This is a genomic window from Iningainema tapete BLCC-T55, from assembly GCF_014698965.1.
Lineage (GTDB): Bacteria > Cyanobacteriota > Cyanobacteriia > Cyanobacteriales > Nostocaceae > Iningainema > Iningainema tapete.
The window spans coordinates 21,464-34,674 of record NZ_JACXAE010000098.1 but is presented as its reverse complement, the minus strand read 5'-3'; the positions used below and the strand labels follow the sequence as shown (position 1 = coordinate 34,674).

The window sequence follows — 13,211 nt, the reverse complement described above, 5'->3', positions numbered from 1 at the left end:
AACCGGGTTTCTTTCGTCAAGCTTGTCGGCGTCGCTCCTGGTGCTGCCGCTGTAGTTCGGGGAAATTTTTCAGATCCTCAATCGATTGTGGTGCTGGGTAAATCTCGTTATCTTCAGACTTGAACCTATCGATATAAACTCGAAAGGCGTCGTCATCATCTCTATGTTTAAGAATATAGCTACGCAGTTCGTTGCGAGTCATGGACATGAACTCTGGTTTGCTGCTCATAAGTATTGCCAATTTCCGTTTGGGAATATCGTTATTTCTGTTTCTTCACCCGCTAAGAAATATACTTCTCCTGTTCTCTCGTCCAGCCGAACCAAGTAAATTGGTAAGTACATTTTAGTTGCCCAATAAGTGAGAATAAAGGAAGTTTGCATCTGTTCTTTGGTTGGCATTTTAAACAGGTATCATCACGTCATTGGGCATTAGCACGGGTTCAGCCCGATAAATAATATTTTGTCTATAAATCGCCTGTAGTTGCTCAAGATTGCTTGTGCTGTTTCATGTGATGCTGCTAATCATATTAACTTTTTAGCCTAAATAGGATAATATATAAGATTATAGATGCTTGTCAATTGAAGTAGGCGATAGCGCGAATGAAAAACTCAAATTGCCAAAGTCATCTTGCGTAGCGAGTCCAACGATGGCAACATCCTTTATGTAGATATATAAGCGGAAGCGCCCCCGGTGTTGAAAACTTAATAAGGGGTATGAGAATCATTGGAACAGAAAACCGGAATAAGGCATATTACATAAGTGTCGGTATACTGATAATATTGCCTCGTCTGGAACCATTATCTTGCCACCTGTTGGGCTTTCATGCTCATTCTTCCGTTAAGCGATGCCTCCGGCACGCGAAGCGCGAACGCCAATAAATTTTTACTCAAGGAAAGATAACTTTGCCGAAACCCCAAAATCGCACCATAAGTCCGCCAAAATACCAACACCTTTTAGTCAAAATAACGATGTATTTTATACACGAGTGCAAACAGTAGTCTAGGCGGAACAAGCATTATAGACATTAAAAGCATAACATTGCCAAGAAAAATTGTAAGCTCGCCCTTCGGCAATATTATGGGTATAACGACAATAATCAGGTTTAGCTCGCAAACCTGGTTTTCTGTTCGTTTGATACTCACGCCCCGGGTGGTTGGTGGTGTGGGGGTGGCGTCACGGCTTTTATAATTGCTGTAGTCTCTGTAGTGCAACACAAATCCCCTCACAAGACGCTGTATCACAGCGTACACCTTAACTGTCCTTGCTTCTTTGTCAAAATTTTGAGATATTAAAATGAAAAATTAATTCAGATAGAAACTTATGACAACCGAGCAAGAGCTTCAATCTCTTTTTAATACCTTAGATACCGATCTTGACGGCAAAGTCTCCCTTAATGAGCTTTTTTTAAGTCCTGGCTTAAGTGCAGTCATCTCATCAGAAACAGGTACCACTAGTCCCCAAGAGTTGATAGCACAGTATGATTCAGACAAAGACGGTAGTATTACCTTTGAAGAGTTAAAGGAAGCAGTTAAGAAAGCAAGTAATTAAACTAGCCGCTAGGCGAAACCTTTCCTTAGCGGTCATGCTGCTACTTAAGGTTAGTCCGAGTTGGTGGCGATGGCGATCGCGCTTGGGCTAAAAAAGAAAAGCCCCCAACGCGGTGAGGGTATTACTCAAGAAAGTCTTCTTTTTTATTAGGTTTTAGAAAATCAACTTATGCGTAAGCCCCCAGTGCTGCGGGTGTGGTAATTGCTGTAATCTCTATAGTGCCAACACAAATCCCCTCACAGCGTCTTCTGGAGGGGTGTTGGTAATTGGTGGGGTGGTGGCGGATGAGGGTGGCGATCAGAAGTGGCGAAATCACCAGTACAAGTTATTATCACTACCGTGTCGTATCTCCATTACGGAGTATGAGCACCGACAGTTCGCTCCTGCTCCAACATTACTTTTGCAATCACTTCTAAAACTAGTAATACCTGAGCTTGCAAGTGCGGAAAATCTTCTAGGAATTCGGTTAAGCCTGCTTCACCTTCAAGGTAGTCAAAAAAGGTTTGCAATGGAACTCGCGTGCCAACAAAGACTGGAGTTCCACTCATAATCTCTGGATCGGAGTGAATAATTTGTTGGTCACGTAAAACCTTCTGAATGTCCATTGTACAGGTATTCACACTCTTCGTGGCAATTAAAAGTTTCGTTTCATTGTAGCTTGTAGCTCAGGCATTGGTTGAAATCAAAACTTGCAATCATGTTAATTACCTACCCTCCACTACTTTCGCTTACACACCTTAAGTCTTTCCCGTGCTTCGCGGTGGGTGGCGAGGTAATCTTTCAGCCAGTCGCAACCCCGCGCTAACAGCACATCTAACCCCTCAACCCTCCAAATCCGAGCAGTTTTGTCCTCAGATGCAGTGATGATGCGCTGTCCATCTGGACTAAAACTGGCACTTTTGACTGGTTCCAGATGCCCTTGGAGTAACGTTAGCTGCTTGCCAGACAAATCCCACACACGAGCGGTGTTGTCATCAGATGCAGTGACGATGCGTTGTCCATCTGGGCTAAAACTCGCACTGTTGACTTCTCGATTCTGATGCCCTTTGAGTACTACCACTAGCTGCTTGCTGAAATCCCACACACAAGCGACTTTGTTACCTAATGCAGTAACGATGCGCTGTCCATCCGGGCTAAAACTCGCACTTCTAACTATACCATAATCCGCACACCACCGATTCGTAAGTTCCGCTAGCAGATTGCCGGACAAGTCCCACATACGGACGTTATTGTTCCATGATACAGTGAAGATCCGCTGTCCATCCGGGCTAAAACTGGCACTGTGGACTGGATCGCGATCCCTTTTGAGTTCCGTTAGCAGATTGCCGGACAAATCCCACACACGGGCGTCACCTGATGCAGTGACAATGCGCTGTCCATCCGGGCTAAAACTCGCACTGCTGATTCGATCCTGCGACGGATGCCTTAGTTCCGCTAGCTGCTTGCCAGAAAAATTCCACACACGGGCGATTTTGTGATCTGATATAGTGACGATGCGCTGTCCATCCGCGCTAAAATTAGCACTTTTGACCAAACCCCCGGAGCCCTTTAAGTTCCGCTAGCTGCTTGCCGGACAAGTCCCACACACGGGTGATACCGTCGAGTGATGTAGTGACGAAGCGCTCTCCATTCCGGCTAAAAATGGGACTGACGGCTGAAACAAAATAATTCCCGATCCGGCTAAAAGAAGAATTCCCGAGTTGATTCCGCTCCCGGATATTGTCGAGAATTGTCTGTAAAGCTAGGATGGGACTGGTAGCTGGATATTTTTCCAGTGAGCGTCCGTCTTTAACTATTTCTTGCAACCTTTGTCCCGCATCCATAGCCGCCAGTAACGCTTCTAGCTCATAGGACTCAAATTGCCGCAAAGCACTCACTCCTGCCTGTTCCAAGTTAGCGCCTTCCTGTACTTCCCATGTTTGTTTAACCGCATTGCCTGCGAATACCACTGCAACTACTGCCCCAACTTTTGCACCAACTCCTCTACCCACTGAGCAACTCCATCCTCTGGAATAGGAGAATCAGCAGTAAATATAAGCTTACAAATTTTTTGGGTAAGAAACGGTTGTCCTCCTGTCCATTCCAATACTGCTTGCAGTACCGTTGTAGGATTGCTAGTTTTCCCAGCCAAACCTTGAGCTAGCGCTTCTGCTTCGTGTAACTTAAAACCACTTAGTTCAATTGCTCTACCAATATTGAAAGGTGTACGTCGCTTATCTTGAATTAAATCCGAGGGAGTCGCCACCCCAAACAGGGCAAAAGTCAATCGTTGATAATCTGGCTGAGTAGCTCGACTGTTGTAGAATTCACGGATAACAGCAAAAAAATTATCAATCTTAAATTCAAGACTCAAAACGCTATCAATTTCATCAACAAAAATAATAATCTTTTCAGAAATCGACTTGAGCAAAACCTTTTCAATAAACTCGCTGAATCGATTTACCGGAGACAGCAAACTGTGACTAGACCACCAAAGATTTAAATCAAAGGTTTCATAGAGATTTAGACTATTAACAATACTATTAATAATTCCAGCGTACCATTGCTCTGGCTTGATATCTGATGTACCAATAGCTGTAATATCAACGTCAGCACAAATAATGCCCTCCACTTGCAAGCGTTGCATAGTTCGTACCCGCAGACTCGATTTGCCCATCTGCCGGGAATTGAGTACATAACAGAACTCCCCTGCCTTCAACCCTTCATACAGTTCACTGTCTGCTTGTCGTTCGACATAGGTAGGTGCACCAACTGGTAGACTGCCCCCGACTTGATACTGATAAGGTAGGTGACTCATTCGGTGGATCTATTTCCGCGAGAATACACTCAACTACTTACTGTAATTGCTGCTTTCCTGATTTTTGCAAAAATTTTTGTTTCTCTCAAGCGCCCTTACTACATTTATTACTTTTTAATAATACTTAATACTGAGTGGCACTCGTAACAATTCTTAATTAACAGCGTTGGCACTACTTTACCGAGTAATGATAGAGGAAGGCTTCCCTAAGTAAGGTTGGGCGATCGCCTCGAATGTTAGGAGTAAGATATAGATATGGCATGGATTTTTAGTTTGTCGGCTGAATGTGGCTCCTCTCAAGAAGATGCAGAGCGATTTGCCACACACTTTAACCAAATTTATTGGCAACTTCCTAATGGAGTAGAGTCAAAATTTAACACAGGAGTTTTTCAAGACAGTGAAGATAACTGGTGGATTAGAGTTTGTCCAAGTGGCATCAGTCAAGTTGGCATTACCACTCCTGAAGATGCCTATCAGATGACTGAAATTGGCATACTTTTATATCAACATTTACGTTATGCTCCAGCATTTCGTTATGCTTTAGTAGGTCTAGAAGTTGATGAATTTAGAACCTACAGCGAATTGATATCAGAAAATAATCACGCTAATCTGAATTTTTCTGGGCTGGTGTTGAGTGAAACATTATGGCAGGTGATGAATCATCCTGTTGGCTTCAGGGTTTTCGCTCCTGGCTACTTCACCGAAACCATATGAGGGAGAAGTTTATAAGCCTTTACTTGTATCTTCCGCTCTAAGAGATAAACTCAACGAATTGTTTGCTATCCAAGCCTAAAATTACAAGCGATGTCTGACGACAAGCCGCTCCGCGTCTACGCTAAAATACTGTCGATACAACTCACACGAAGGGATTACATCATTGCCCTGAAATTTTACCATACCCATGCGGCGTAATTTAAAAGCCAAATCAGTTTCTATCAGTACTGATTGAGGATTTGCAATTACTTTTTTGAAGGCAGCAATTAAATTTACATCTTTTTGCAAGTTTGATAAGTGACGGCGTAAGTAGTCGCTGTAAATTCCCTCGGACGTTGGTGCAGTTTGTAACAGTTGCGGCAAACTCATTTTACCACGGGCAATTTCATAGAGCGATCGCCGTACCAGATAGGGATGTCCTCCCACCATTGCCATGAGTTGCTTTATCTCCTCTTTTGTCAAATTGAGTTGGTGTCGTTGCACCAAATCCTGTACTTGTAACTGATTTAACTCTGGTAATTCGATTGGCAATCCTACATTAAACGGTGACTGATTAATATTCAAGGGAACATCAACTTCTTGAGAATGCACAATCACTAATCTCAGTTTTTTCCAAATCTCGTTATTGCTTGACTTATCATTCCAAACTCGTAGCAATGTAAGAAAGTCCGCTGCAATTTTATGATGTTGAAAAACTTGGTCGATGTCATCCAAACCTAGAACAATTGGACTATTAATTGTTGATAACAGGTATCTTTGAAAGTAGTTTGTACACTTGTCCTTAGAACCGAGAATACTCTGCCAATAATCATTTAGCTTATCTGTGAGATTCAACTCATTACTAATACTAGTGCAAAACCAAAACAGTAATTTATCTAAGCTAGTAAGAAACTCTTCATCCGCTGAGCGAAAGTTCAAATACGCAGTCTGACAACCATGCTCTTTGGCTTGATGGAGAATACGTGTCAAAAGTGAAGTTTTACCCATCTGGCGAGGAGCTTTAATCCGAATCAACGCTCCTGGTTTCAGAATCGTTTCGTAACATTCTACCTCAACAGGGGGACGCTCTACATAAAAAGCCGAGTCCAGATTAACTCGTCCCTCTGGTTGCTCAAGACTAGGGGAGGAAGTAGCAGTGGTTTGAGCGGGGATGATGGTTGGTGGTTGAGGATTACTTGATTCACTTCCACCAAAAAGTTGTCGCAAGGCGTGGAGAATTCGCGCTAAAAGTGAAGGTGAAGGCGGCTGAGGAGGAGGTGCAATAGGTGGCTGATAAATGGGGAGCAGTTGCTGGAGTGCTTCCAAGGCAACTGTTGCATTTTTGTAACGCTGACTATAGTCATCGCGCACCATTGTATCTAAAATTCTTGCCAAACCTGGATGGATATCGGCGCACTCGCTAAGATTAGCACAACATAAGCCCGTGGAAGAATTTCGAGGTAGCTGTTGAGGGTATAACCCCGTCAATGCCTGAAATCCAATGATTCCAACGGCATAGATATCACTGCTAAATTGGGGATGAGAAGTTTGTTGTTCCCTACCTTAATTTTCCATCCATTGGCAGGCATATTGATATAGGTAAACCCTTCCGAGTAGAATTGTAGCATTCCACATAGGCTATGTATAATTTTGCTAACAAAGCATTTGACAAGCTTGTTCTGGCTGCCAAGGGATTGTAAAAAAAACTGGGTTTCTCCTCTTACCTTTGTTGTCATCCACTGCTGTATAGTCGCTATCCTAGAAGAAGAGCAAGACGACTTTTAAAAAATGAGCCTTAAAACCTTTCCTTTAAATCTTTCTAATCTCCGCCCTTTGCTCACCCTGATAGCAGTTACATGGTTACTGGGATCATTAGGCTTGGGCTGGCTCGTTAATTCGTTGGTGATTATTGTTGGGCTGCTGTTTTTAGCACCCATTCTCGCGTTTTTCGGGTTTCGCTGGTGGCTACAGTACAATTTAGTTACTGATAGCTGTCCTGTATGTGGGTATGAATTTGCTGGGTTAAATAACACTCAATTGCAGTGCCCTAACTGTGGGGAGCGGTTGCAGGTGCAGCACAAGCATTTTCAGCGCTTTACACCAGAAGGCACAATTGATGTGACAGCAGTTGAGGTGTCAGCCAAATCATTGGAAGATTAGTTATTAGTTAACGTTAATTTAATCTACTAATGATAGAGGTGGTATCTACTCACTTTTCTTAAGGTATAGCAATGCTATACCGAGAAAAATTCCATGAGTAAACAGAGCAATCTACCAAAAAACAAGGCAGCAGGAGAACATAAATCTAAAGCTGAACAAGCGGCTGCCAAAGCGACGACTCAGGTGGCGTCAGAAATGGAACCAGAAAACACTGTAGTAGACAACCCGCCACCAAAACCAGATTATCCCCACTATCGAGTTCGATCAGAACAGCCAATTGTTTTAGCAGAGGTTGATCCTAATGCTGCTGAGGACTACAAAAAGAAAGACATAGAAGATGAACTCGAACACCAGCGTAAGCGCCTCCAGAATTTGCAAGAACGCTTGTATGCCGAACATCAGCGTAGCTTGCTGATTGTGTTGCAAGCAATGGACACAGGTGGTAAAGATGGTACAATTAAACATGTTTTTGGCGGACTCAATCCTCAAGGTTGTCAAGTGTGGTCTTTCAAAAAGCCCAGTGATGAAGAGTCAAGTCATGATTTTCTCTGGCGCTACCATCTGCGATCGCCACAACGGGGAATGATTTCTATATTCAACCGTTCCCATTACGAAGATGTACTGATTGTCAGGGTAAAGCAGTTAGTACCCGAAGAGGTTTGGCAAAAACGCTATCAGCTAATTAATGAGTTCGAGCATATGCTCACTCTTAACAACATTAGGGTAATTAAGTTTTTTCTCCACGTTTCCAAAGATGAACAAAAACGACGTTTGGAAAGTCGGCTACAAGATCCAGATAAGCACTGGAAATTTTCTAGCAATGACATCAAAGAGCGTCAGTATTGGGATGACTACCAAACAGCCTTTGAGGATGCAATTAATAATTGCTCAACTACTTATGCGCCTTGGTATGTAGTGCCAGCAAATAAGAAGTGGTATCGCAATTTAGTCGTTGCCCGTACAATTGCCGACACACTTGAATCTATGAACCCCCAATACCCACCTGCGGAAGTGGGGTTGGAAAATATTGTGATTCCAGATTGAGATGTATCTTCTTGCCCAATCCGGTTTTTACAACCCTTTTTAAAAACGATATTTAATGTAGAGACGTTACATGTAACGTCTCTACAACAATTGTGGGTTTAAGGTGCTAGAAGTCCACGTCTGCCAATGTGCATGAACTGATATTTTTGGCGTCTGCTTGGGAACACTATGATTACAGGTTCTACAGTAGGCGTTCATGACTAAATATAAATTTTTTTTATCTGTATTAACACTTATAATTATTTGTTTGTTTAATGTTTTTGATGTACGTACCGCATTTAAAAATTATGATAATGCAGTTTTTGCTCAGAATAATATTAACATGCAAATAGTTATCAATCAAGTAGGATATTACCAAAATAATCCAAAAGTTGCGTTTTTAATTAATGGAGATATTAACCAAAATAATGTACAGTTAGTTAATGTTAGAAATCAAGAACCAGTATTTGTTACTTCTGTTGGCAATCCCTACACAGAGGAAGATAGTAAAAAAGTAATTCAAAGGATTGATTTTACAGAATTTAATCGAGAAGGTAATTATTATCTTCAATATGGAAATATCAAATCGTATCCTTTTCGGATTGGCTCTGATGTGTATCAAAATCCATTCAAGCTATTACTACGCTCTTACTATCTGCAAAGGTGTGGTGTTGCGGTACAAGATAGGGTAACTGGTGTTAGGCATCCTGCTTGCCATGTGAATGATGGCTTAATTGCCCATACAGATACTTACAAGGTACAGGGTAATTTCATCACTGCTAAAGGAGGTTGGCATGATGCCGGAGATTTTGGCAAGTATGTTGGTCCTACTAGTATAGCTGTGGGGCGTTTGTTGAATTTGTATGAGCAATATCCTAAACTGTTTAGCGATCGCCAGCTAACTATTCCTGAAAGCGGAAATCGCATTCCTGACATCTTAGATGAAGCTAAAATTGGCATAGATTGGATGCTTACCATGCAAAGACTTGACGGTGCTGTTTATCGCAAACTGTCAGGAAAAAATTGGCCGGGTTTTATTTCTCCCCATGAAGATAAACAGCCACGCTTTGTTTATGGCATCTCCACATCAGAAACTGCTAAATTTGCCGCAGTAATGGCTATGGCAGCAAGGATTTACTCACCATTTCATCCTCGATTTGCGCAAAATTGTTTAAAGGCGGCGGAAAAAGCTTGGAGTTTTCTGGAAACACAGCCTGCTCTCAAAATAGATTGGGTTGAAGGAGATGATAGCGGTTCTGGTAGTTACATTGATAATAGTGTTGACCAACAAGAGGCTTTGAAGCGCGATCGCGATCATCGATTGTGGGCAGCAGCGGAACTTTATATTACCACAGGGCGTGCTAATTTTGAAAATTATTTAGCACAGATAATTCCTGTAACCGAGTATACTTTATTCCAATGGACTAACCCTTCCTCCTTGGGGATGATGGATTATTTACTGATGACACGTCAACCTTATAATGTTGGTTTGCTCAAGCAAATTCAAGAAAAGCTCATAACTAGAGCCAACTTAGCGCTGAAAAAGGTAGAAACTAGTCCTTGGAGATTAGCCAATCAGCAGTTCATTTGGGGTTCCAATAAATTAGTAGCTGAGGAGGGGATCACTTTAATGTATGCTTATCGCATCAAAAAAAATCCAGCTTACTTACAAGCGGCGATCGACCAACTAGACTATTTACTAGGACGCAATCATTTCAACAAATCCTTTGTGAGCGGTGTAGGTACTAACTTTGTGCGCAATGTACATCACCGCATCGCCATAGCTCAAAAAATCATCATCCCAGGACTTTTGGTTGGCGGTCCCAATACCCAAGCTCAAGACGGAATTGCGCCAAAAGATATGAAAGCTTTAAGCTATATTGATGATGAGCGTTCTTACGCCACCAACGAATATGCCATTGATTACAATGCCTCTCTAATTGGGCTGTTGGGAATGTTGATGCAACTCTCTGAAAGATAGCGTAGCGAGAGAGCGTGTTCGTCCGTGAAATAAATCCAAACACCAAAATCCAAAATCTAATGACTTTGGCTGAACCTCAAAATAAAAATTATCGCAATCCCTTTCTTAACCTTAACTACGAACCCGCGCTGGAATCTTTAGGCAATGATTACTATGACGAAGTTACAGCAGCGGAATTTCCTCAACACATCTTGCGTTGGCGTAACGACGCACTTTTACCTACATTGGGATTAGATCCTCAAGCAGTTACAGATGACGACTTTCAAGAAGCTTTTGGCTTCTTTATCGGACGTAAACCTTTGTTAGCGCTGCGTTACCACGGCTATCAATTTGGTGAATACAACCCCAGGTTGGGCGATGGCAGAGGTTTTCTCTACGGGCAAGTGCGCGGTACAGATGGGGAACTGTACGATTTTGGCACTAAAGGTTCTGGTACAACGCCCTATTCCCGTGGTGGAGATGGGATGCTCACACTTAAGGGCGGTGTGCGAGAAGTTCTCGCGGCAGAAGCACTACACCGTCTGGGTGTACATACCTCACGCTGTATGACGATGATTGAAACAGGTTTAGCTTTGTGGCGGGGCGATGAACCTTCGCCTACTCGTTCCTGTGTGATGGTAAGAATGAGTCGATCGCACATCCGGTTTGGCACTTTTGAGCGTCTGCACTTTTTTCAGCGTCCCGATTTAACTCAGAAACTGTTAGACCACGTAATTGAGCAGTATTACCCACATTTAAATGGTGAACAAGATAAGTATAGTTTGTTTTATGCCGAGTTGGTTAAACGGGTAGCAAAACTAGTAGCGCAGTGGATGGCTGCTGGCTTTTGTCACGCAGTGCTAAACACAGATAATATGTCAATTACTGGGGAGAGTTTTGACTACGGTCCTTATGCTTTTATTCCTAGTTATCAACCTAACTTTACCGCTGCATATTTCGACTATTATGGACGCTATTGTTACAGCAATCAACCTGGGATCTGTAAGTTGAATTTAGAATTGCTTCAACAACCGTTAAAGGCGGTGATTTCTCTTGAAGATCTGCAGGCTGGTTTATCTGGCTTTGAAGAACATTATTATAGTGAGTACCGTTCTTTAATGTTGAAGAAATTGGGTTTTGAGCAGTTGCCGTTAAAAGAAGGTTCTGAGCTTGTGCTGCTGACTATTGAATTTTTGCAAGAGAGTCAAGTTGGTTATCATCAGTTTTTTTATGAGATGGCTCGTACTTTTTCTTCTAAGTGGCGCGATGATCCCGGTTTGATTCTGGCAACAGATACAGATGTTGTACCTGCCCCTGGAACATCAGGATTTTTTGATAGTTGGTGTTTGCTGTATCATCAGATTTTAAATGGTTTTGGGTTGGAAAAAATGGATGTGATTGCTCGGAATTTGGCTCGTTATAATCCGAAGACGGCTTTGTTACGACCTGTGATTGAGTCTGTTTGGGAACCTATTACTCAAGTTGATGATTGGCAGCCTTTTTATGATTTGGTTAGGCGTCTTCAAAATGGGGAGTAGAGAATGGCTAATTGTTAATTGTTAATTGCTAATTGTTAATTGTTAATTGCCATGAGCTATTAGCCATTAGCCAGTCTTCCATTAGCTATTTTGGTTCATAGGTTGCACCGAAAGTGTGGTTGGGAAGTATTTCGATGACTAGATCGACTATTGTTGGTGGTTTGATTAATGGTTTGATGAATAGTTCTGGGTGCAAGGAACGCCAAAAGTAGTTGACGAATTCTTGGATTTGTGCATCAGTCATTCCTGGTTTTCCTGCTGCTATCATCTGCTGTTCGGCTTTTTGACGCCATTCTAGGGAAAGGCGGTAGTCGATGGGGTTAAGTAAGATTAAGCTGTCTAGTAGTTTCCATAGGGGGAGGTATTGGTTGAGCTGCTGATTCATGTCGCGGGCAAATGCTCGATCTTCTCTGGTGAGAATTGGTGGTGGGGCTGTTTCAAATGCGGCGGGATTAATTGGTTGTACTCCAATAAACCAACCTTCAAATAGGACGATATCTATGTTTTCTACGGTTTCTGGTGTTGTGCGATCGCCTAATCCTCCGTGTGCTGATTTGTCAAAGCGGGGAACGATTACTGGACTTTGATGACGGCGAATTTGCTCTAGTAGGGTTAATCCTAAGTTTACGTCGTGGGTTCCAGGTGGTCCACGCCAAATTAACCGGGGATCAAGTTGTTTCAATGTTAGGCGCTCACTGTGGGTTTTGTATAAGTCGTCTAGGGAAAGGTTTAGGGTACGGTATCCTAAGCTATGGAGTGTGGATGAAAGTGCTTTGCACATCGTCGTTTTGCCTGTGCCTTGTAGTCCTAAGATGCCTTGGATGAGGGGACGCCCTATTGTTTGGCGATGGGTGGCTATTCCTTTTGCTAATAAATTTAATGTTTTTTGATTTAGAAATTCGCTGCACCAATTAGTCATGGTTTGTTCTGTTGGTGATTTTGTAGAGACGCCCCGGTGGGGCGTCTCTATCTACGAATTTTTCACGATCCCAGTTTGAGGGCTTCGAGAAATAGGCTGTAGATTAACCCGATTTTGAGCGTGTTTAATGATTCTACCCACAGCGATCGCCTAGAGGTGGAGTTACGAGCATAAAAGATTCTGTTGGTAAATTCTGTGGCTATGAGGATGAAAAAAGCGATCACAATGTCCCATTCAGCGGTTTGCCCTGCGGTAGTGGAAACTGCGCTGCCTAAGAAAAATCCGAACAACAGACTAATTACTAAAAGGGATATCCTTCGCCAAGGGTTGAAGAACCATTGACTCAAACGCCGAGCAATGGTATCTAAAAGATTGTTAAGACGTGTGTTTTGCATTCACTAAACTTCCAAATCTTTAAGATCTTATGAAAAAATTTTTTCTATATTTAAAAGTGTAGGGTTTAGCATAAGCTTGTTTGAATAGTTTCAGGGCATCTGTAGGCTTTAGGTAAAAAGTTAAATTTTATACATCTTTTCATCTTAAATGCGTGGATGCCTAGCTAGTTCACGTCA

At 42.4% G+C, this 13,211-nt stretch carries 15 protein-coding genes and 1 pseudogene; 6 read left to right on the top strand and 10 right to left on the bottom strand.

Annotation, left to right across the window (positions count from 1 at the left end; translation table 11 throughout):
• Window positions 1-16: 16 nt before the first annotated feature.
• Window positions 17-229, bottom strand: coding sequence for a DUF6887 family protein (locus tag ICL16_RS32105; protein WP_190835646.1), 213 nt, complete (start codon window positions 227-229; stop codon window positions 17-19).
• Complete coding sequence (locus ICL16_RS32100; protein ID WP_190835645.1) at window positions 226-399, bottom strand: DUF6888 family protein; 174 nt, start codon at window positions 397-399, stop codon at window positions 226-228. Before ICL16_RS32100 ends, ICL16_RS32105 begins: the two co-directional genes overlap by 4 nt.
• A gap of 922 nt (window positions 400-1,321) precedes the next feature.
• Between ICL16_RS32100 and ICL16_RS32095 the strand changes: the two genes are divergently transcribed.
• The gene (locus ICL16_RS32095) at window positions 1,322-1,549 is read left to right on the top strand and encodes an EF-hand domain-containing protein (protein ID WP_190835644.1); all 228 of its coding nucleotides are present in this window, start codon (window positions 1,322-1,324) and stop codon (window positions 1,547-1,549) included.
• A 166-nt stretch (window positions 1,550-1,715) separates the two neighbouring features.
• Here the strand turns inward: ICL16_RS32095 and ICL16_RS32090 are convergent, their stop codons facing one another.
• From ICL16_RS32090 to ICL16_RS32070, 5 genes and pseudogenes are all read right to left on the bottom strand, one after another.
• On the bottom strand, window positions 1,716-1,865 hold the full coding sequence (locus tag ICL16_RS32090; RefSeq protein WP_190835643.1) for a hypothetical protein: 150 nt from the start codon (window positions 1,863-1,865) through the stop codon (window positions 1,716-1,718).
• 37 nt (window positions 1,866-1,902) lie between these two features.
• Complete coding sequence (locus tag ICL16_RS32085) at window positions 1,903-2,169, bottom strand: DUF433 domain-containing protein (protein ID WP_337907167.1); 267 nt, start codon at window positions 2,167-2,169, stop codon at window positions 1,903-1,905.
• Between the two features lie 98 nt (window positions 2,170-2,267).
• The gene (locus tag ICL16_RS32080) at window positions 2,268-3,083 is read right to left on the bottom strand and encodes a WD40 repeat domain-containing protein (protein WP_190835642.1); all 816 of its coding nucleotides are present in this window, start codon (window positions 3,081-3,083) and stop codon (window positions 2,268-2,270) included.
• Window positions 3,067-3,540, bottom strand: a complete 474-nt coding sequence (locus ICL16_RS32075) for a hypothetical protein (protein WP_190835641.1) — start codon at window positions 3,538-3,540, stop codon at window positions 3,067-3,069. Before ICL16_RS32075 ends, ICL16_RS32080 begins: the two co-directional genes overlap by 17 nt.
• Window positions 3,528-4,346, bottom strand: a pseudogene (locus tag ICL16_RS32070) (AAA-like domain-containing protein); the annotation flags it as partial. The gene ICL16_RS32075 and the pseudogene ICL16_RS32070, both read right to left, overlap by 13 nt.
• A gap of 255 nt (window positions 4,347-4,601) precedes the next feature.
• Between ICL16_RS32070 and ICL16_RS32065 the strand changes: the two are divergent.
• Window positions 4,602-5,060, top strand: coding sequence for a hypothetical protein (locus ICL16_RS32065; protein ID WP_238361048.1), 459 nt, complete (start codon window positions 4,602-4,604; stop codon window positions 5,058-5,060).
• Window positions 5,061-5,141: 81 nt separating this feature from the next.
• Here ICL16_RS32065 and ICL16_RS32060 read toward each other — a convergent pair whose 3' ends face one another.
• Window positions 5,142-6,527, bottom strand: coding sequence for an AAA-like domain-containing protein (locus ICL16_RS32060; protein ID WP_238361047.1), 1,386 nt, complete (start codon window positions 6,525-6,527; stop codon window positions 5,142-5,144).
• Between the two features lie 300 nt (window positions 6,528-6,827).
• On the opposite strand from ICL16_RS32060, the gene ICL16_RS32055 reads away from it, so the two are divergent.
• The 4 genes from ICL16_RS32055 to ICL16_RS32040 all read left to right on the top strand — a co-directional run bounded on the left by ICL16_RS32055 (window position 6,828) and on the right by ICL16_RS32040 (window position 11,720).
• On the top strand, window positions 6,828-7,199 hold the full coding sequence (locus ICL16_RS32055; protein ID WP_190835639.1) for a hypothetical protein: 372 nt from the start codon (window positions 6,828-6,830) through the stop codon (window positions 7,197-7,199).
• Window positions 7,200-7,292: 93 nt separating this feature from the next.
• Window positions 7,293-8,243: a polyphosphate kinase 2 family protein gene (locus ICL16_RS32050; protein ID WP_190835638.1), complete on the top strand. Its 951-nt coding sequence runs from the start codon at window positions 7,293-7,295 to the stop codon at window positions 8,241-8,243.
• A 322-nt stretch (window positions 8,244-8,565) separates the two neighbouring features.
• Entirely contained in the window at window positions 8,566-10,203 is a 1,638-nt protein-coding gene (locus ICL16_RS32045) for a glycoside hydrolase family 9 protein (RefSeq protein ID WP_238361046.1), read from the top strand.
• A gap of 59 nt (window positions 10,204-10,262) precedes the next feature.
• Window positions 10,263-11,720 carry a protein adenylyltransferase SelO gene (locus ICL16_RS32040; RefSeq protein ID WP_190835636.1) on the top strand — a complete coding sequence of 486 codons (1,458 nt, stop codon included), beginning with the start codon at window positions 10,263-10,265 and terminating at the stop codon, window positions 11,718-11,720.
• 85 nt (window positions 11,721-11,805) lie between these two features.
• Here the strand turns inward: ICL16_RS32040 and ICL16_RS32035 are convergent, their stop codons facing one another.
• Together ICL16_RS32035 and ICL16_RS32030 are read right to left on the bottom strand one after the other, a co-directional pair.
• Window positions 11,806-12,639, bottom strand: coding sequence for a glycerate kinase (locus tag ICL16_RS32035; RefSeq protein ID WP_190835635.1), 834 nt, complete (start codon window positions 12,637-12,639; stop codon window positions 11,806-11,808).
• A 62-nt stretch (window positions 12,640-12,701) separates the two neighbouring features.
• Window positions 12,702-13,034: a DUF565 domain-containing protein gene (locus tag ICL16_RS32030; protein WP_190835634.1), complete on the bottom strand. Its 333-nt coding sequence runs from the start codon at window positions 13,032-13,034 to the stop codon at window positions 12,702-12,704.
• Window positions 13,035-13,211 lie beyond the last annotated feature (177 nt).

What these genes read in the sequence shown, in the direction of transcription:
- ICL16_RS32105 (WP_190835646.1), bottom strand. Translation starts at nt 229, where the DNA reads ATGAGCAGCAAACCAGAGTTCATGTCCATGACTCGCAACGAACTGCGT.
- ICL16_RS32100 (WP_190835645.1), bottom strand. Translation starts at nt 399, where the DNA reads ATGCCAACCAAAGAACAGATGCAAACTTCCTTTATTCTCACTTATTGG.
- ICL16_RS32095 (WP_190835644.1), top strand. Translation starts at nt 1,322, where the DNA reads ATGACAACCGAGCAAGAGCTTCAATCTCTTTTTAATACCTTAGATACC.
- ICL16_RS32065 (WP_238361048.1), top strand. Translation starts at nt 4,602, where the DNA reads ATGGCATGGATTTTTAGTTTGTCGGCTGAATGTGGCTCCTCTCAAGAA.
- ICL16_RS32055 (WP_190835639.1), top strand. Translation starts at nt 6,828, where the DNA reads ATGAGCCTTAAAACCTTTCCTTTAAATCTTTCTAATCTCCGCCCTTTG.
- ICL16_RS32050 (WP_190835638.1), top strand. Translation starts at nt 7,293, where the DNA reads ATGAGTAAACAGAGCAATCTACCAAAAAACAAGGCAGCAGGAGAACAT.
- ICL16_RS32045 (WP_238361046.1), top strand. Translation starts at nt 8,566, where the DNA reads ATGCAAATAGTTATCAATCAAGTAGGATATTACCAAAATAATCCAAAA.
- ICL16_RS32040 (WP_190835636.1), top strand. Translation starts at nt 10,263, where the DNA reads ATGACTTTGGCTGAACCTCAAAATAAAAATTATCGCAATCCCTTTCTT.
- ICL16_RS32035 (WP_190835635.1), bottom strand. Translation starts at nt 12,639, where the DNA reads ATGACTAATTGGTGCAGCGAATTTCTAAATCAAAAAACATTAAATTTA.
- ICL16_RS32030 (WP_190835634.1), bottom strand. Translation starts at nt 13,034, where the DNA reads ATGCAAAACACACGTCTTAACAATCTTTTAGATACCATTGCTCGGCGT.